Source organism: Chryseobacterium sp. AG363 (assembly GCF_003610675.1).
GTDB lineage: Bacteria > Bacteroidota > Bacteroidia > Flavobacteriales > Weeksellaceae > Chryseobacterium > Chryseobacterium cucumeris.
On the sequence record NZ_RAQF01000002.1, the window covers coordinates 980,182 to 998,647 of the forward strand.

The 18,466-nt window shown below is 36.9% G+C and carries 16 protein-coding genes; 6 read left to right on the forward strand and 10 right to left on the reverse strand.

The genetic code is table 11. The annotated features are described in order from the left end of the window. Positions 1–67 precede the first annotated feature (67 nt). On the forward strand, positions 68–1,042 hold the full coding sequence (locus tag DEU39_RS04330) for a dipeptidase (RefSeq protein ID WP_120231063.1): 975 nt from the start codon (positions 68–70) through the stop codon (positions 1,040–1,042). A gap of 169 nt (positions 1,043–1,211) precedes the next feature. Here the strand turns inward: DEU39_RS04330 and DEU39_RS04335 are convergent, their stop codons facing one another. After that, positions 1,212–2,756, reverse strand: coding sequence for a hypothetical protein (locus tag DEU39_RS04335; RefSeq protein ID WP_120231064.1), 1,545 nt, complete (start codon positions 2,754–2,756; stop codon positions 1,212–1,214). A 148-nt stretch (positions 2,757–2,904) separates the two neighbouring features. Between DEU39_RS04335 and DEU39_RS04340 the strand changes: the two genes are divergently transcribed. From DEU39_RS04340 to leuB, 4 genes are read left to right on the forward strand one after another with little or no spacing between them, the layout of a single operon-like run. Next, positions 2,905–4,068, forward strand: a complete 1,164-nt coding sequence (locus tag DEU39_RS04340) for a 2-isopropylmalate synthase (RefSeq protein ID WP_120231065.1) — start codon at positions 2,905–2,907, stop codon at positions 4,066–4,068. Between the two features lie 29 nt (positions 4,069–4,097). Next, on the forward strand, positions 4,098–5,486 hold the full coding sequence (gene leuC, locus DEU39_RS04345) for a 3-isopropylmalate dehydratase large subunit (RefSeq protein ID WP_120231066.1): 1,389 nt from the start codon (positions 4,098–4,100) through the stop codon (positions 5,484–5,486). 15 nt (positions 5,487–5,501) lie between these two features. After that, positions 5,502–6,110, forward strand: coding sequence for a 3-isopropylmalate dehydratase small subunit (gene leuD, locus DEU39_RS04350; protein WP_062669734.1), 609 nt, complete (start codon positions 5,502–5,504; stop codon positions 6,108–6,110). Then, positions 6,091–7,215: a 3-isopropylmalate dehydrogenase gene (gene leuB / locus DEU39_RS04355; protein ID WP_120231067.1), complete on the forward strand. Its 1,125-nt coding sequence runs from the start codon at positions 6,091–6,093 to the stop codon at positions 7,213–7,215. The genes leuD and leuB overlap by 20 nt, the downstream gene beginning before the upstream one ends. Positions 7,216–7,310: 95 nt before the next feature. Here leuB and DEU39_RS04360 read toward each other — a convergent pair whose 3' ends face one another. From DEU39_RS04360 to DEU39_RS04400, 9 genes are all read right to left on the reverse strand, one after another. Further along, positions 7,311–7,496, reverse strand: coding sequence for a hypothetical protein (locus tag DEU39_RS04360; RefSeq protein WP_120231068.1), 186 nt, complete (start codon positions 7,494–7,496; stop codon positions 7,311–7,313). Between the two features lie 71 nt (positions 7,497–7,567). Further along, the gene (locus DEU39_RS04365; RefSeq protein WP_062669730.1) at positions 7,568–8,173 is read right to left on the reverse strand and encodes a DUF4230 domain-containing protein; all 606 of its coding nucleotides are present in this window, start codon (positions 8,171–8,173) and stop codon (positions 7,568–7,570) included. A gap of 3 nt (positions 8,174–8,176) precedes the next feature. Continuing rightward, positions 8,177–8,740, reverse strand: a complete 564-nt coding sequence (locus tag DEU39_RS04370; protein ID WP_062669728.1) for a TlpA family protein disulfide reductase — start codon at positions 8,738–8,740, stop codon at positions 8,177–8,179. 3 nt (positions 8,741–8,743) lie between these two features. Next, positions 8,744–9,211, reverse strand: a complete 468-nt coding sequence (locus DEU39_RS04375) for a nucleoside triphosphate pyrophosphohydrolase family protein (RefSeq protein ID WP_034694493.1) — start codon at positions 9,209–9,211, stop codon at positions 8,744–8,746. 229 nt (positions 9,212–9,440) lie between these two features. Beyond that, positions 9,441–9,860: a hypothetical protein gene (locus DEU39_RS04380; protein WP_120231069.1), complete on the reverse strand. Its 420-nt coding sequence runs from the start codon at positions 9,858–9,860 to the stop codon at positions 9,441–9,443. A gap of 10 nt (positions 9,861–9,870) precedes the next feature. Further along, on the reverse strand, positions 9,871–10,584 hold the full coding sequence (locus DEU39_RS04385; RefSeq protein WP_120231070.1) for a glycohydrolase toxin TNT-related protein: 714 nt from the start codon (positions 10,582–10,584) through the stop codon (positions 9,871–9,873). 471 nt (positions 10,585–11,055) lie between these two features. Next, a complete protein-coding gene (locus DEU39_RS04390; RefSeq protein ID WP_120231071.1) occupies positions 11,056–13,986 on the reverse strand; it encodes a reprolysin-like metallopeptidase in 2,931 nt (976 codons plus the stop codon). Between the two features lie 366 nt (positions 13,987–14,352). Next, positions 14,353–14,850 (reverse strand): DinB family protein, encoded by a 498-nt coding sequence (locus DEU39_RS04395; protein ID WP_062669718.1) that lies wholly within the window; start codon positions 14,848–14,850, stop codon positions 14,353–14,355. Between the two features lie 21 nt (positions 14,851–14,871). After that, positions 14,872–16,011, reverse strand: a complete 1,140-nt coding sequence (locus DEU39_RS04400) for an acyl-CoA dehydrogenase family protein (RefSeq protein ID WP_120231072.1) — start codon at positions 16,009–16,011, stop codon at positions 14,872–14,874. Positions 16,012–16,202: 191 nt separating this feature from the next. On the opposite strand from DEU39_RS04400, the gene DEU39_RS04405 reads away from it, so the two are divergent. Next, entirely contained in the window at positions 16,203–18,116 is a 1,914-nt protein-coding gene (locus DEU39_RS04405; RefSeq protein WP_120231073.1) for an endonuclease, read from the forward strand. Positions 18,117–18,466: the final 350 nt, after the last annotated feature.

Consider the following 18,466-nt stretch of genomic DNA (forward strand, 5'->3'; position numbering starts at 1 on the left):
GATAACACTAATATTAAGATCCTTATTCTTTTTGTAAGTCTTTAAAAACAAATTAATTATAATTAATATGAATGCTATAAATGTTGACCTTCACTGCGATTTATTATGCTATTTGTTGGAGCCGGGTTCATTAATTAACGACAAAGAACTTGGATGCTCACTTCCTTATTTAAAAGAAGGAAATGTAAAGCTTCAGGTGATGGCTATATACTCCGCGACAGGGCAAAATAGTACTGCTTACGGAGTAAAACAGAGCGAAATATTTTCAGATCTCCTGCAAAATGAAAGTTTTTTCTTATTCGATGGTAACAATTATAAAAATCCTGAAAATATAGGCAAAGTAGGAGTTATCGCTTCTATTGAAAATGCATCCGGCTTCTGTGGCGAAGATGACACTTTGGAAACGGGTTTTAAAAATCTGGAAGCGATTATTGAAAAAACACAACGAATTCTTTACCTTGGAATAACCCATCATACTGAAAACCGCTTTGGAGGAGGAAATAATTCCGATGTAGGGTTGAAAGATGACGGTAAAGTTCTGCTTGACTATTTCTCAGAAAAAAACATTGCTATTGATCTTGCCCACACCAGTGATCAGCTTGCCTATGGAATTCTTAATTATATTGATCAGAGAAACTACAAAATTCCTATTATCGCAAGCCATTCCAACTACAGACAGGTACATGATAAAAAGAGAAATCTTCCCGATGAACTGGCGAAAGAAGTGATTAAAAGAAAAGGGCTGATCGGACTCAATTTTATCCGCAATTGTGTCGATGATACAAATCCGGAAATGTTATATGAACATATTCAGTACGGCCTTGATTTGGGCGGAGAAGATGCAGTTGCGTATGGTGCCGATTTTTTCTTCTGTAAAAACCATTCTGATAAATCCCGTCATCCATTTTTCTTTAAAGGATATGATGATGCATCTGCATTTAATGCTATCAATAAAGAAATTGAGAAGCGTTTTTCACATGAACTGATGGAAAAAATCAGTCATAGAAATGCATTGAATTTTATAAAGGATATGTATAAATAAAATCATCATCCGATTACATCACAGCATAATTAACAGGTCGCTCCGGAGGAGCGACCTGTTAATACCTAAATCTATAAAAGATTATATTAAAAAATGTTTTTTGATGTTTTATTTTACATGAAATAAAACATTGTAAATTATTGAAAAATATATTTTTATATATTCTTATTTAATGCTTTCTTTTATACTTTACTTTCTGCTTTATAATCTCAATAACATCCACATTCTGAACTTTAGATTTAATCCATCCGTGGATGTCAATATAGAATAATGAACGTCTATAATATTCATTATTGGAATATTCTTCCAGCTTTTTATCAAAGCTTTCAAAAGCTTTTTGTCTCTGATCCGGGATTTGATTATTCAGGTTCTTAAAAAACTGAATGCTTTCAAAATGGAATTCTTCCGGTTTTTTCATTTTCTTCGCAAATTTCAAAGTAGAAGCAATAAATTCATCATAATCTTCATCATTGCCAGACTCATATTTTGCCATTAAGATCAGAATTCTTGTATGGAACAAGAGGTCTTCCTGTACATTTCCTTTGGATTCTATAATCCTCATAGAATATTCAATGGACTTTTCAAACATTTTACTTCCGAAGAACATGGCGGCCATTTTAAGGTAAAGAATCATAAAATGGTGCTCATCAATCCTCTCTCTGAGCTTTTCCATTTTTAATTCCACCTCAGGAATAAGTTTGGTTCCTGTGAAGAATTCTCCTTTTACAAAGTGAATATTCATCAGCGTATTGTACTGAGTAAGAAAAATAAGAGACTGAAGGTTCTCATTCTGAACAAAATTCTCCGAATGAACCATTGTATTGAAGTTCTGGAAATGTTCCTCCAGAATATCAATATTTCCGTATAAAAACAAAATTTTCAGCAAATACGTATTCCCTTTGATATACCAGACAGGATGGCTATAGATCATTTCAGGTTTCTTGTGAAAAAGATCGACCCATTGATAAGCATATTTCAAGGTATATTTATAGTCCTGTAGAAGCTGGTTTTTCCAGACATGGGCTTTGTAATACCATAATTTCTCTGTGAAATTCAATTTCTCAGGATTAATGTTTTTAATCTCGGAGTTAAAAACGTCCATAACTTCCTGCCGGTCTGCATCGTTTTTTACATAACCATGGGTCAGCATTTCGCTATATAATTTCAACGAAAGATTGGATAATTTTGTTGTATAACGGTTTTGTTTACTGATCTCCTGAGACTGCTTGATAAGCTCTTCGGCACGACCTTCAATACTTCGTGTAATGAATTGTGATTCAATTACTTTTTCAAGGTCTATGATTTCTGAGGCAATACTTTTTTCATCCAGTTCCAAAGCTGTCTGTTTGGTCTTGTCCAATATCTTTAAAGCCTGTTTATAAAGTCCTTTCTGATACAGGATATTGGCAAAATCCAACTGTTCACGAAGCTGGATTCTATAGTTCTGATGACTCGGGTTCATGCGGAGACTCACCAGGATTTGTTTGTAAAGATGGGCTTTAAGGTTAGAAAGCTGTTGTTTTGTAGATATTTTTTTCTCAATAATAATATTTTCGTCATATTCTTTCATCTTGTCCATCTCAGAAAATAACAATAGGAATTTGGCATCTACGTTAATTCCGAGTCGGTTTACGTAGAGCTTAAACTGTCTTTTTTCAGAGGTCGTCAATGACTTTACCAATACAAACAAAAAATCTTTCTGCAATTCTGCCATTGTAAATTTTAAGGGATTAAATTATTGATTAATAAATAAATACAATTGTTTTTTAAGCTGTTGAATATTGTAATTTTCAGAAAAAGTGAAAATAAAAAAATATCGCAAGCTGTAGTTTTGAGCCAAAATTAAGTAAAAAACTTCACTTATGAATTCCGAAAAAATCGAAATATTTGATACGACACTGAGAGATGGGGAACAGGTTCCGGGATGTAAACTGAATACGGAACAGAAGCTGATTATTGCTGAAAGGCTTGACGAATTAGGAATTGATATCATTGAAGCAGGATTCCCGATTTCCAGCCCGGGAGATTTTGAATCAGTTTCAGAAATTTCAAAACTGGTGAAAAATGCAAAGGTATGCGGACTCACAAGAGCGAACAAAAAAGATATTGATGTAGCAGCAGAAGCGCTGAAGTTGGCAAAGAAACCAAGAATCCACACAGGAATCGGGACTTCGGATTCTCATATTAAATACAAATTCAACTCAACAAGAGAGGATATTATTGAGAGAGCAGCTGATGCAGTAAGATACGCGAAAACATATGTTGAAGACGTTGAATTTTATGCTGAAGATGCAGGAAGAACGGATAATGAATATCTGGCGCGAGTGTGTGAAGCCGTGATCAAAGCAGGAGCAACTGTCCTGAATATTCCTGATACCACGGGATATTGCCTGCCGGAAGAGTATGGTCAGAAAATAAAATATCTGAAAGAAAACGTAAAGGGAATTGAAAAAGCAGTGCTTTCATGTCATTGCCATAACGATCTGGGACTGGCTACTGCTAATTCTATTGCCGGAGCAATTAATGGAGCCCGCCAGATTGAATGTACGATCAACGGATTGGGAGAAAGAGCGGGTAATACAGCGCTGGAAGAAGTCGTCATGATTTTAAAACAGCATAAAAATCTGAATCTGCATACTGATGTGAATTCCAGAATGCTGAATGAAATGAGCGCAATGGTATCTGATCTGATGGGAATGTCTGTACAACCCAACAAAGCTATTGTAGGAGCTAATGCCTTTGCTCACAGCTCAGGAATTCATCAGGACGGAGTCATTAAAAACAGGGAAACATATGAAATCATAGATCCTGCAGAAGTAGGCGTGAATGCCTCTTCAATCATTCTTACTGCCAGAAGCGGACGTTCAGCATTGGCTTACCGTTTCAAGCATATCGGTTATGAGGTTACCAAAAATGAACTTGATTATCTGTATCAGGAATTTTTGAAAATCGCTGACCTTAAAAAAGAAATAGACAACGATGATCTGAGTGTTATGATGGATTCTTTCGCCAGAAAAATAGGATAGGTTTGATTTAAATCAAGATAAAGTAAACAATGAACAACAGTAAAAAGACACTTTTTGATAAAGTTTGGGACGCTCACGTGGTAGAAACCATTCCTGACGGACCTCAGATCATTTATATAGACAAACATCTTATTCATGAGGTAACAAGCCCTCAGGCTTTCGCAGAACTTGAATCCAGAAATCTTGATATATTCAGGCCGGAACAGATTGTTGCGACTGCGGATCACAATGTACCTACCTTGCATCAGGATCAGCCTATTAAAGATGATCTTTCAAGAAATCAGGTAGAACAGCTTACAGAAAACTGTAAAAAAAATAATATTGAACTTTTCGGATTGGGACATCAATATCAGGGGATTGTTCATATCATCGCTCCGGAATTAGGAATTACCCAGCCGGGCATGAGTATTGTGTGTGGTGACAGCCATACCTCTACGCATGGGGCATTTGGATCAATTGCCTTTGGGATTGGAACCAGCCAGGTAGCTCAGGTATTTGCCAGCCAGTGTTTATTGCTGAACAAGCCGAAATCAATGAGAATTACCGTCAATGGCAAATTAAACGAAAATGTTCAGCCTAAAGATGTGATTCTTTATATCATTTCAAAAATAGGAACAGACGGCGGAACAGGATATTTCTGCGAATATGCAGGTAATGTCTTCGAAGAAATGTCAATGGAAGGAAGAATGACGGTCTGCAACATGAGTATTGAAATGGGTGCGAGAGGCGGAATGATTGCTCCGGATGAAACTACTTTTGAATACGTAAAGGGAAGAAAATTCGCCCCGGAAGGAGAAGACTGGAATGAAAAAGTAGCCTATTGGAGAACCTTGAAAACAGATGAAGGCGCTGTTTTTGATCAGGAACTCAGCTTTGATGCTTCGGATATTTATCCTATGATTACCTACGGTACTAATCCGGGAATGGGGATTTCAATCCGCGAAGTGATTCCGGCACCGCAAAATGAATCTGAAGAGAAAGCTTTACAATATATGGGACTGGAAGCCGGACAGGCAGTTAACAGTATCAAAGTTAATTATGTGTTCATAGGAAGCTGTACCAATGCAAGAATAGAAGATTTCCGTTCTGCAGCCCAGTATATTAAAGGGAAAAGCAAATCTGAGGCTGTAAAAGCACTGATTGTTCCCGGATCTCAACAGGTGGTTAAACAGATTTATGAGGAAGGTTTGGATAAAATATTCAGTGATGCAGGATTTCAGATTCGTCAGCCGGGATGTTCGGCATGTCTGGCGATGAATGATGATAAAATCCCGGAAGGAGAATATTGTGTTTCCACTTCCAACAGAAACTTTGAAGGCAGACAGGGACAAGGCTCAAGGACAATTCTTGCCAGCCCGCTTACTGCAGCAAAAGCAGCCATAGAAGGTAAAATATCAGCTTTTGAAAGTTTAAACTAAACAGATTAAAAGTAAATGCAAAAATTAGTTGTTTTAAAATCCCGTGCAGTTCCACTGCCGGCAGAAAATATAGATACAGACCAGATTATTCCGGCAAGATTCCTGAAAAGTATAGACAGAAAAGGGTTCGGAGAGAATCTGTTCAGAGACTGGAGGTTCAATATTCATACTGGGGAACCTAATCCGGACTTTGTTTTAAACAATCCCAAATTCGGTGGTGAGATTCTTGTTGCAGGAAATAATTTCGGTTGTGGGAGCAGTCGTGAACATGCTGCCTGGTCTTTAACGGATTATGGATTCAAGGTCATTGTTTCAAGTTATTTCGCGGATATCTTTAAAGGAAATGCTTTGAATAACGGCCTTCTTCCTGTAAAAGTTTCCGAAGAATTTTTAAAAGAAATTTTAGAGGGTATCAATGAAAATCCTGATAATGAAATCGCTATTGATGTAGAACTACAGTCCATCAGCTTTAAAGATACCACAGAAACCTTTGAGCTTGATTCCTATAAAAAAATATGCCTGCTGAATGGCTATGACGATATTGATTTTTTAATCAGCAGAAAGCAGACGATCACAGAATTTGAATTAAAAACACAAAAAGCAAATGAGCGACAATTATTTTAAAATCGCGGTTCTTCCCGGAGATGGGATTGGCCCGGAAATCATCGGTGAAAGCATTAAAATATTAGATGCTATTGCTGAAGCTTTTCAATGTAAATTCCATTTTGAATATGGATTAATCGGTGCAGAGGCTATTTTTAAAACTGGAAATCCTTTGCCCGAAGAAACGCTGAAAATCTGTAAAGAGTCTGATGCTGTACTGTTCGGAGCTATTGGTGATCCGATTTTTGATAACAATCCGGAAGCGAAAGTAAGACCTGAACAGGGATTATTGAAACTTCGCAAGGAGTTAGGATTGTTTGCCAATATCCGTCCTTTAAAAACCTATGCCTCTCTGATTGATAAAAGCCCATTGAAAAGAGAAATTATTGAAGGTGCTGATATTCAGATTTTCAGAGAACTGGTAAGCGGAATCTATTTTGGTGAAAAATTTACAGATCCGGAAGGTGCTTACGCTTATGATGTCTGCAAATACAGCCGTGAAGATATTATTCCGATTGCGCACATGGCGTTTCAGGAAGCACAGAAAAGAAAGAAAAAGCTTACGCTTATCGATAAAGCCAATGTTTTGGATACGTCAAGATTGTGGAGAAAGACGTGTCAGGAAATTGCACCGGAATATCCGGATGTAGAGCTTGATTATATGTTTGTGGACAACGCAGCCATGCAGCTGATCCTTAATCCTAAGCATTTTGATGTCATTGTAACGGAAAATATGTTTGGTGATATTATTTCCGATGAAGCAAGTGTGATCGGAGGATCCATCGGATTATTACCATCTGCTTCAGTAGGAGAGAAGAATGCTTTGTTTGAGCCTATTCACGGATCTTATCCACAGGCGAAAGGGAAAGGAATTGCCAATCCTGTTGCTTCTATTTTAAGTGTGGCGATGATGCTGGATCATCTTGGTTTAAAGACCGCAGCCGAAAAATTAAGACAGTCGGTAGAGCATGCTATTGAGAATAAGTATGTCACAATCGATCTTAATAGCAAACAGTATTACTCCACAAGTGAAGTGGGAAGCTTTATTGCCGATCATATCAGATATTCTGAAAAGTCTTATTACAATTTTGAAAATATTAAGATCGGAAAATCGACCATTGTATAGAAACAAAAGTTCAGTTAGATAGTTAGAAAGAAAAGTTCCGCCTCGTATGAGACGGAACTTTTCGTTTTTCCTTATATAAAGCCTTAAAAGCTCTTTTATTTTTTTGTGTTATCCATTTTTCCTGATTTGTTTTTGGAAGACTTCTGAACATCTTCTTTGTCAATATCAGGTGGATTGGTCTTTTTTGATGCTGCAGGAATATTCTGGAAATCCTGATTTTGCTTTTGGGTTTCTGCGGTATTGGCAGATTCTTTCCTGGTGGTTTTTCCTTTTGTATCCATGAGTTTGAATTTTAAATGTAAACAATATGGATATTATCATTCAAAGGGTTTGCCAAACAGAATTTTTTTTTCTAAAGTCCCAGAATACCAATTTTTCCGGTCTTGTCTTCTATTTCATAATTCAAAGCCTTAGCCAGTACAAAAATATTATTCAGGTTTTCCATGAGCTGCTTACGGCCTTCGGTTCTCAACTGATTCTGATCAATTGATTTTTCTGCCGTTTCTTTAGCTTTAGCTGTAACATTTTTAATGTCTTTTTCCGAGATCCTGTTAATAAAAGAATCGTCTAAAGATTGAATTTCAACACTTGGAGTTATTCTGATCTCAGCATCAGGAAGCTCGGTAATAATAAGCTTTTTATTGATGGAATCTACTTCGATCTTCATTTTGTTAAGATCATAAGAAACCTGTGCATTGGTTTTGGTATACGTAATAATGCTGTTGCTGGAAATTTCTTTCCCAAAAACTTCATAACCCATTTTGGTTTTCTGCATACTGGAAGTATTTTGCTCCATGACCACCATCTTATTCATCTTGGAAATCTGATTGGTCAGGATATAATAATCCGATTTTTCAGTTTTATTTCCAGGGTTCAGGCAGGATTTCAGACCAAAAAACAGCAGCACCATCGCACCGGCACCGGCTACAAAGGATAATATTGTTCTATAATTTCTCAAAATCTATTTAAAAATTTCTTTGATGACAGATGAATCGTTCTTTTTAAGAATTTGAACCAAATCCCTTTCAATATATCCTGTAGTAGGCATTTCTATAATTCTACCTACTTCTTTTCCATATCTTTTCAGAATAATGGTAGGAACTTTCTGAAGATTGTAAAGACTTTCGTCTCCGGTAGGAGATTCTTTCTTACGGTTAACAGCAATAATATTCAATTTATTTTCCGGATAACCTACGGCTTCCAATATTTTCATCAGTCTTGGAAAATCTCTGTGGCTGTCTTCGCACCAGGTTCCCATAAAAACAATAATATCATAGGTTCCGATTCTCTCTTTTTTTAATTCACTGACTGCTTTTTGATCAAGAACATACTCATCATGTTCTTTCACATACCAATCTGCATAAGGAGCTTTTAAAAACTGCTCTTTCAACTGGTTTCCCAAAAGCATTTTGCCGTCATTCTGGGTTTCAACTTCACGGTTTACCACTACTTTTTGTGCAGTAAGCTGTTGTGAAGCCAAAAACAAGGTTGAAAAGGCAACAATATTGGTAATAAATTTTTTCATATTTTATTTTTCGATAATTGATTTTAAATCAGCAGGAGAGTAGTATTTGTTTTTCAATACTTTATGATCTGCCTGTCTGTAAACATTGAATTTTTCTCCGGACTTTTCATAAAAAGATTCTACTTCCTTCTCTTTGTAAAATTCAACAGTTTCCTTCGCCTGTTCTTCATTATCACATGCTTTCGACATATTGGAGCGCTGAACTTCGTTGAATAGCTCTACAAATTTGTTGCCAAGTCCGAATTCCAGTACAGCACCACTCAAAACATACTGAAGATCACACAATGCATCAGCAATTTCTACAATATTATTGTCAGCAATTGCCTGCTTCAGTTCGTTTAATTCTTCCTGTAAAAGTTCTACTCTCAGATTGCATCTTTCCGGAGAAGGAATTTGTGGGGTATCTAAAATAGGGGCTTTGAAAGTAGTATGGAATTCTGCTACTTGGTTCAGACTATCAATTTTATCCATGAATTTTTTTATTTCCCACAAAGATAGAAAAGGATTTGCAAAATGTGAAATGTACAGCAGGAAATGTAAAAATAAAGTGTCTGGGAAAATGTTTTTGAATATACAATCCTATCTTTAAACCAAAAACTGCAAAAATCTGTATTATCAATGGGGAAATTTAATCCATAAAAATTAAAAACCACAACTTGAAAATTGTGGTTTTATTTTGAAGTGATTCAATTATACTCAATTATTTAGATTCTTCATATTTCCAGACTCCGGAGATGGTAAGTATCATCAAACCCGGCTGCTTTTCTCCATAGCTGAATAGACAGATGAACCTGGAATGACAGGAAGAACAGTCGGTTCCAAAATATAAAGTTGGCAGATCGTTGACTGTCAATTCTCCGAAATGCAACATTCTTTGAGAAGTTCCGTTGACAATTTTGTGCTTTAACAATTCATCTTTAGATACTACTTTATCTTCATGATACAGCTGCAGAACAGGAAATCCTGATTCATAAGGTACTATTGCAACAGTATTTTTGTTGCCGCAATGACAGCAGGTGAAAGTAGTTATTGCTGATGGAAGAGCTTCATCGTTGATGAAGGTGCTTTTTTCAACAGTAGCTTTTTCGGTTAGGTTTATTTTTTCTGATATTGAATACATCTGGGTTGATTTATGGCTGAATAACTGTGCCTACTAAATTAGTGTATTTTCCGCTTGGGCTTTTCTTAATGGTAACTTTTATATAACCTTCTTCAGCCAGCTTATTCCATGTTTTCTGGTAACCCGTGTTGATGTCGATAGGGATTTTCCACATGGTTTGTTTTCCTTTCCCTGCCTGGTTAAACCAAGGAATGATGTCTGCGGTTTGGGTTTTAAACTGCATGGAACTATTCAAAACATCGATTTCATAGTAAAAATCATACTTGTCTTCAGGTTGATTTAATGCTCTTTGGGTAAAAGTATAAGTGTAACCATTGATAATAGGACTTGTAAAACTTCCTCCTAATGTAGGAACTCCGGTACCGGTATAGTTGCCCACTGCTCCGCTGTATCTGTCGAATTTTTGTCCAACCTGTAAAGGAACATCATCAACAATATTATAACCTCCGTTGGCAGGCGGCCATCCACCATTTAAATTATTAGCTTTAAAAAGTGATTCCAATTCACTCCATTTTCCCCTTTTGTATAGGTCATAAGCTTGATTTTTTATGGCTTGACTTACCGAATTACCGGGATCATAGGTTACTGCCAATTCATCCGCATTTTTGTAGAATACAGTGGTCACATCCGGATTGATGTCTATTACTTCATCATCATCAGAACTACAGGCAACCGAGAAAGAAGTGATGGCTAAAAAAAAGATGTACTTAAATAAATGTTTCATATAAAAAATTAAAAATTATTTTAAAATAGTGATGTATTAGAGGGAATTACCTTTTTGAAACATCATATTATTTACAAAGATTTTAAATGAATTACTGAAATGAGGATTAGTAATGATTTTCTGTTCAGTAAGAGACATTTTTGAGGCTGGAATTTGTTTTAATAATACACTTTTCTGACAGTAAAGTGTAGAAATATCAATTTACTCCAAAATAGAGTCAGAAACAGCAGCTGCATGAGACATCAAAAACGGCTTTGGAGCTCCCTTAAATACAATCTGGGTAAACGGCACAATAAAATATTGTTATGCGATAAATTTAAATTAAAAAACTTAAATTATAGTTATTTTGTTTTAAATAAAATGTTTTTATGTAATTAATTTCATTTATAATTGTTTATTGTGATGATATTTTACTTAAAAAATAAAACTGCCCCATAAGGAGCAGTTTTTACATCGTTTAATTGTAAAGGATTAGTTTTTAACAAATCTCTTAGAAGATTCTCCGATTTGAATCATATAAGCACCTTTGATAAGGTTGCTTACGTTCACGGATCCTCTTTGTAGTTTTCCTGAGTCTATTAGTTTTCCACCCATATCGAAGATTTTATAATCTTCAGAAGTTGTATTGGAAATATAAAGTATATCTCTTGCAGGGTTTGGATAAAGTTTCACATCGGTGATCAGATCTTTCGTACTATGAAGATCTCCTTTTCCGGAAGAAACAATATTAAGGGTATAATCTTCTACCTGTCCGTAAGTGAAAGCTTCACACGAAGAAGTAGGGATTGAACTGTATTTCATCATTACTCTCATTCTTGTAGAACCAACAGTAGCAGTAGCCGGGATTGTAATAGATCCTGTAACCGGACTTGTTGTAGAACCTGCTTTTGTCCATGCCAGTTCTCCGCTGTCTGTAAAGTCTCCGTCTCCGTTGTAATCAATATAAACCGCGTAAGCTTCGCTGTATTTTGTGGAAGTCCAAACCGGAGTAATGGAAATTGTGTAAGCGCTTCCTCTTGTAACATTCGTGGAAACTGAAGTGAAGTTTTCATATCCTGCAGTTCCTGTAGACGTATTATTGATAGATCCAAAGGTTACATTTCCTATTCTTTCATCTGCTGTGTTTGAGGCCGAAGAAGAACAATAAGTAACTGTTCCTCCAGAAAGAGTCGTAACGCTTACGGTGTTGCTAGATACTGAAGCATTCCCAGCTGCATCTTTTGCTTTCACAGAGAAAGAATATGTAGTTGCCGGTGAAAGTCCTGTTACAGTATATGTAGTAGAAGCCGTAGAACCAATTAATGAAGCTCCCTGATATACATCGTATCCGGTAACGCCAACATTATCTGTAGCTCCAGACCATGAAAGGTTAGTGGTTGTAGCTGTAGTTCCTGAAGCTGCAAGAGTAGGAGCTGTAGGAGCAACGGTGTCAGGAGTTCCGGAACCTGCATTTACAGAGATGTTAGCATTGTTAACATCAAAGAAAATGTGGTTTGATCCTTTTACCATAATTCTTCCTGTCGTTGTATTGGCATTAGGAATAGTAACTGCCTGTGAGCCATCATTCGGAGTTCCTGCCAATAGAGTAGTCCATGTATTTCCACTGTCTGTAGACCAAAGGATATCCACATTAGCAGCATTTACCCCGTTGGCTGTAGTTCCTGCCACATTCCATGTTACTGTCTGAGAACTTCCTCCGGCGTATGTTGTTGCAGAGTTCTGTGAAGTGATATTGAATGGTCCGGCAGTTCCGTTAACAGTGATAACAGCATCATCGGAATTATTTCCTGAACCTCCTGCTTTGTTATCACGAACAGTAAATCTGAAGTTTAATGTTCTGGCAACTGAAGAAAGAGCCTCAACTGTGATTTCAGAACCAGCTGTAGTAGTTGCTCCGGTTAAAATCGAAGCCATTCTTGGAAAATATCTTACAGGTGCAGTAGTAGGAGTCCATGATCTGAAATTAGGTCCTGAGGCTTTTGTAGCACTTGCGGCGGAACTTGCTCCTGTCTGAGAAGAAGAAGCGTTGTCCATTTGTTCCCAGATGTAGGTTAAAGAATCTCCGTCAGCATCCGTTCCTGTTCCTGTCAGTACGAATGGAGTTCCTTTTGGAATAGTATAATCTAATCCTGCATTGGCTGTAGGAATTGAATTTCCTGTATTGGTATTAACAGAGCAGGTTTTAGCTTTAATATTATTGGTGATTTGTTGGATACTGATTGCATGGAAAAACGCGTCAGAATGCGGCTGGATATCCTGGCTGGTAATTCCTGCATATCCCATAATGGTTGATCCTGAACCTGGTTCCATATTGGCACCTGTTCCTTCATTATTCATGGAGAAGGTGTGGTTTCCACCGAACTGATGTCCCATTTCATGAGCTACATAGTCGATATCGAAATTATCTCCTGAAGGAATGGCATCTGCTGGAGAAGTATAACCACTTCCTTTTGATCCGTTTGTACAGATACAGCTGATACATCCTGCATTTCCTCCACCTCCTGAAGCTCCGAACAAGTGTCCGATGTCATAATTAGCTTCGCCAATTACAGATGTTAAAGTGCTTTGCAGCTGTGAATTCCAGTTGCTCATTCCTGAAGCAGCAGAATAGGGGTCTGTAGACGCATTGGTGTAGATGACAGCATCATTGTTGGCAATCAGAACCATTCTTGCAGCGAAATCTTTTTCAAAAACACCGTTTACACGGGTCATTGTGGTGTTCATTGCTGCTAAAGCCTGAGCTTTTGTACCTCCGAAATAAGTGGTGTATTCTCCTGTGCACGATAATGCCAGTCTGAATGTTCTCAGTTTGGCATCGTCAGCGTTAGGTCTTGCTGCAAGAGCAGAATTGGAAACTCCTTTCTGTGCGGCATCCACCACGGTACATTCAAATTTGTTAAGATCATCTTTTTTGTCAGATTTTCTGTACACTACATACGAAGAAAGATCTTTGGTGTAAGGCTCGATGAAAACAGCCGATTTGTCACCATAAATTTCCATAGATGACAGTCCTAGTGGAGAAACACTGAAATAGACTGTGGAATTAGGATCATCCAGACCTTGTCCTACATAGGATTTGATATCCGGATATTTTGCTGCCAACTCAGGGGCAAAATTGGAATTCTCCCTCACTTTAAAATTTTCCATTCTGCCTTCAGAATTCGGAAAAGAGATGATGAGTTCTGATTTTTCGCCTGCAGCCAGTCTCTTGGGAGCTTTTGCCAGAATGTTTTTCAATCCGTTGATATCCAGGTTGTATACCTTAGGATTGCTGATGCCGGTTTTGTTTGCAAAGATTTCTGATGAAGTTCTTTTTGAACCTTCAGACCAAAGACGGTCAGTCTGTGCGAAAGAAATACCCGAAATAAGGAGCATTCCAATCAGCGTTAATTGTTTTTTCATATTAAATATTAAATTTGATTGTGGAATATCAAATCTAATAAAAAATATATTACGGAAAATAAAATTTTTTAAGGAATATTTGGAGTTTGTATATAATATATTATGCAATACATTATATATAATTGAAAAGGCTCATTAATACAGAAAAGTGAAAGTAATGAAGAATGCGTTGATTTTGAAAAAAAATAATATATTGATATTTTGTTTGTTATTTAATTAAAATGAGACAATATAAATTGATAATTATTTAAAGATATGTGGATAATGTTAGTAAATTGAATTTATTACGCTATTCCGTATTCAGTAGACAAAAAAAGCTGTTCCAGAATGAAACAGCTTACTATATTTAATGTATGTAATCCTTAATTACATTTTATCATCAGCAGTGGGGCCATAAAGTCCCGGAACTTTATTTCCGGTTGATCTTAGGTAAACCACAAGCTCACCTCTGTGATGGTACAAATGATTATAAAGAAAAGCTCTTACCACCTGAACCTTTGGCATAGGAGGGAAAAGTACATTTCCATCCATTTCCATTTTCCATTCATTGAAATAAGTGTTCTCATCCGAGTTTTCAAGAGCTTTCTGTGCGTTGGCAACATTTTCTTCGAATTTTGCAAGGATATTCTCCGCTTTGGAAATATCTCCTTTGTCATACTTATACGTACCCATATCAAAAATATCCTTATTGAAAGTGGATTCGTACCAATTGTATACTTCAGCAATGTGAGAGGCAAGCTGACCGGTTGTCCAGTTTTTTTCGGACGGTTTCCAGTCTAGTGCGCTGTCGGGGATTGCCTGTAAAATTTTTCTGGTGTTTTCAGCTTCATGCAGAAATTCACCTAAAAGTGCCTGTTTAATCATTTGTATTGGGATTTTAAAATGTTATTTCGTGATATCTCTTCCGATGACCAGTCTCTGGATTTCAGAAGTTCCTTCTCCAATCGTACAAAGCTTAGAGTCTCTATAGAACTTTTCAGCAGGGAAGTCCTTTGTATATCCGTATCCACCGAAGATCTGAACTGCATTGTTTGAGATTCTTACACAAGCCTCAGAAGCATATAATTTAGCCATAGCTCCTTCTTTTGTCATTTTTTGTTTTGCATTTTTAAGTGTAGAAGCTCTTTGGATAAGAAGTTCAGCGGCATCAATTTCTGTAGCCATATCTGCTAACATGAAGTTGATTGCCTGGAAATCTGCAATAGGTTTTCCGAACTGATGTCTTTCTTTTGCATATTTCAAAGCAGCTTTGTAAGCTCCTCTTGCAGTACCTAAACTTAATGCAGCAATAGAAATTCTACCTCCGTCCAAAACTTTCATAGCCTGCTTGAAGCCTTCACCTACCTCTCCTAAACGGTGAGAATCCGGTACACGTACGTTATCAAAAATTAATTCTGCTGTTTCAGAAGCACGCATTCCCAGTTTATTTTCTTTTTTTCCGGAAGTAAAACCAGGCATTCCTTTTTCTAAAACAAAAGCAGTAGAGTTGTTCTTAGCACCTATTTCTCCTGTTCTTGTCATTACTACGGCAATATCTCCTGAAATAGCGTGAGTAATGAAATTTTTAGCTCCGTTGATGATCCATTCATCACCATCTTTTACAGCTGTAGTAGACATGCCTCCTGAATCAGAACCTGTGTTGTGCTCTGTAAGTCCCCAAGCTCCGATTACTTTTCCGGAAGCCAGCTGAGGAAGCCATTTGTGTCTTTGTTCTTCATTTCCAAATTCATAAATATGATTGGTGCAAAGTGAGTTGTGTGCTGCTACAGAAAGACCAATAGATGGGTCAACCTGAGAAATTTCGTCCAGAATAGTAACATACTCATGATAACCTAAGCCGGAACCTCCATATTGTTCAGGAACTACAATTCCCATAAAACCCATCTCACCCAATTGGTGGAATAACTCTTTTGGAAACGTTTGGCTTTCATCCCATTCCATAATATTCGGTCTGATGTTCTTTTCTGCGAATTCTCTAGCGGTTTCCGCTATCATTTTGATGTTGTCAATAGTCTCTGTATTCATATAATAATAGTTAGTTCCCAAAGATAACCAAATTGATGGAATGCTAAAATAAATTATTTCAATCGTAATATCTAAAGGGTAATCCCTTTAGTTTTCAAATTTTTATATTTTCAGAATTAATACTTTATTAATAAAATATTCAGTCCTTTCCGTTTTTTATTTCACTATTTTAGTTCCCCAATTTTTAAAGCATGAAAAAATTTCTACTTCCTATCATTTTAATTTCCTCTTATATTTCTGCGCAGGTTCCTGCCGGATATTACGACGGAACTGCCGGATTGACGGGATATGCTCTGAAATCAAAACTTCATGATATTATTTCTGAAAAGATGGTCAACTGGCATTATGACGATCTTAAGGTGTTGTATGGACAGACTGATCTGGATAAATATTATGATCATGATGCTTCCAATACTCAGTATCTGCTGGATATCTATTCTGAAATTCCTTCAGGACCTGATTCTTATGAATATACTGCGGATCAGCTGGTAGCAGGTGTCGGCATGGAAGGCCAGGGATATAACAGAGAACACATGATGCCGCAGAGTACATTCAGTACAAGCTCATCTATCAGTGATTATCCTATGTATTCGGATCTGAATTTTATAATTCCTGTTGATGGATGGATCAACCAGCGCAGGAGCAATTATCCTTATGGAATAGGAAATAATACCAACCATTATATTTTTTCCAACACTTCGAGAATATCCAATGCAGCTATTCCCAATTATCCTTATACCGGAAGAGTGTATGAACCTATTAATGAATTCAAAGGTGATATTGCCAGGAGCTTGTTGTATTTTGCAGTACGGTATGAAGGAAAATTAGGTTCATTCAATACAGCTTATACTACTTCGGCCAATCTTACTCCTGCTACTGATCAGTGTCCATTGGATGGAACGGAAGAAAGAGCGGTTGATCTTGCTTATATTGCAATGCTGAAACAATGGAGTGCAGCAGATCCTGTTTCACAAAGAGAAATTGACCGGAACAATGCTGTTTATACTATACAAAAAAATAGAAATCCATTTATAGATCATCCTGAGTGGATTGATATGATCTGGTCCGAAACGCCTGATAATATTGCTCCCGCAGCTCCCGGATCACTGGTTTCAACCCAGCAGAATGCTTATTTTGTGAATCTGAGCTGGACGGCTTCTCCTGATAATGATGTTTTAGGCTACAGAGTTTATATGAATGGATCAGCGACACCTGTTGCGGTTACAAAAGGGACTTCCATCAGCATCGATCATCTGAGCCCGTCAACCATCTATACTTTTACGGTGAAAGCTTTTGATAAAGCATACCTGGAATCTCCATTCAGTAATACGGTGACAGCCTCAACAATTGCTTCGGATTCCTATGCCTCGGATCTTATCATTACCAAATATATATCCGGAACAAATACGGAATCTGTGAAAAATAATGCGCTGGAAATCGTCAATAAAACAGGACATGAGGTTAATTTAAATAATTACAGAATTAATATTCAGTTTAAAAATAGTCTATCCGGAGATTTCTATAATGGTGACACATATGAATTGGAAGGCAGGGTAGGAAACAATGAAACTTTTGTTATCCTGAATCCGAAAGGCACTTTATCATGTTATACTCCTGATGAGGCAAGATTTGCTACAGCTTCTGATCCTATGATGTTTGCGGGAGGAAATTATGTGGAACTTGCGTATAACAAAACAGTTACAGTAGATGCTATCGGGGTAAAATACACGACCAATAATAACGGGAACGTATCTTTATACAGAAAGAACACCATCAATCAGCCTAATAATACTTTTACTATCAGTGAATGGGATTCTTATCCGTCCAATTACTGTCAGAACCTTGGTGGCACATTGTCTACAGCAGAATTGATTGTTGACAATAATGAATTTATTATCTATCCCAATCCGGCTGATGATTATCTTTATGTGAAAGGAGCGGTTGACAAAGTAAAAATAGCCCAAATCATAGATCTTTCGGGAAAAGTGATTTATACCGAAAAAGATCCTTTCAGATATAAGAAACATATTTCTGTACAAGATGTTCCAACGGGAACTTATTTCCTGAAGCTTGATGAAAAGGTACATCAGTTTATTAAAAAGTAAATAACATCAGATTTAAATACTATCAGCTAAACCTAACAGGTTTTTAAAACCTGTTAGTTCTATTTTTATATGGTGTAGAAATAATTCAGGAGATTGCTTCGCCTTGCTCGCACTGACTGTCCTAGCCCTGATAGCAGCGGTTACCCCGCAGTAGAAGTGGGAGAGTTGTAGGGTTAGGGAGTTGGAATACGAAGGCGCGAGGAGTATGAGCGGATAGCAGGAACAGCTTCTTATTATAAAAAAAGTATAAAAAAGTAGAGTTAAAGTAAATATAACAACAGGATGATTGAATGTTTTTTTGCTTTTCCGTAATTTTATGGTTGGCATAAAGCCTTAAAAACCTTATGTTT

Bases quoted from the DNA above. Each gene is read 5' to 3' on its own strand.
- leuB (WP_120231067.1), top strand. From the start codon at position 6,091: ATGAGCGACAATTATTTTAAAATCGCGGTTCTTCCCGGAGATGGGATT.
- DEU39_RS04385 (WP_120231070.1), bottom strand. From the start codon at position 10,584: ATGAAACATTTATTTAAGTACATCTTTTTTTTAGCCATCACTTCTTTC.
- leuC (WP_120231066.1), top strand. From the start codon at position 4,098: ATGAACAACAGTAAAAAGACACTTTTTGATAAAGTTTGGGACGCTCAC.
- DEU39_RS04370 (WP_062669728.1), bottom strand. From the start codon at position 8,740: ATGAAAAAATTTATTACCAATATTGTTGCCTTTTCAACCTTGTTTTTG.
- DEU39_RS04330 (WP_120231063.1), top strand. From the start codon at position 68: ATGAATGCTATAAATGTTGACCTTCACTGCGATTTATTATGCTATTTG.
- DEU39_RS04395 (WP_062669718.1), bottom strand. From the start codon at position 14,850: ATGATTAAACAGGCACTTTTAGGTGAATTTCTGCATGAAGCTGAAAAC.
- DEU39_RS04400 (WP_120231072.1), bottom strand. From the start codon at position 16,011: ATGAATACAGAGACTATTGACAACATCAAAATGATAGCGGAAACCGCT.
- DEU39_RS04375 (WP_034694493.1), bottom strand. From the start codon at position 9,211: ATGGATAAAATTGATAGTCTGAACCAAGTAGCAGAATTCCATACTACT.
- DEU39_RS04380 (WP_120231069.1), bottom strand. From the start codon at position 9,860: ATGTATTCAATATCAGAAAAAATAAACCTAACCGAAAAAGCTACTGTT.
- DEU39_RS04390 (WP_120231071.1), bottom strand. From the start codon at position 13,986: ATGAAAAAACAATTAACGCTGATTGGAATGCTCCTTATTTCGGGTATT.
- leuD (WP_062669734.1), top strand. From the start codon at position 5,502: ATGCAAAAATTAGTTGTTTTAAAATCCCGTGCAGTTCCACTGCCGGCA.
- DEU39_RS04360 (WP_120231068.1), bottom strand. From the start codon at position 7,496: ATGGATACAAAAGGAAAAACCACCAGGAAAGAATCTGCCAATACCGCA.
- DEU39_RS04405 (WP_120231073.1), top strand. From the start codon at position 16,203: ATGAAAAAATTTCTACTTCCTATCATTTTAATTTCCTCTTATATTTCT.
- DEU39_RS04335 (WP_120231064.1), bottom strand. From the start codon at position 2,756: ATGGCAGAATTGCAGAAAGATTTTTTGTTTGTATTGGTAAAGTCATTG.
- DEU39_RS04340 (WP_120231065.1), top strand. From the start codon at position 2,905: ATGAATTCCGAAAAAATCGAAATATTTGATACGACACTGAGAGATGGG.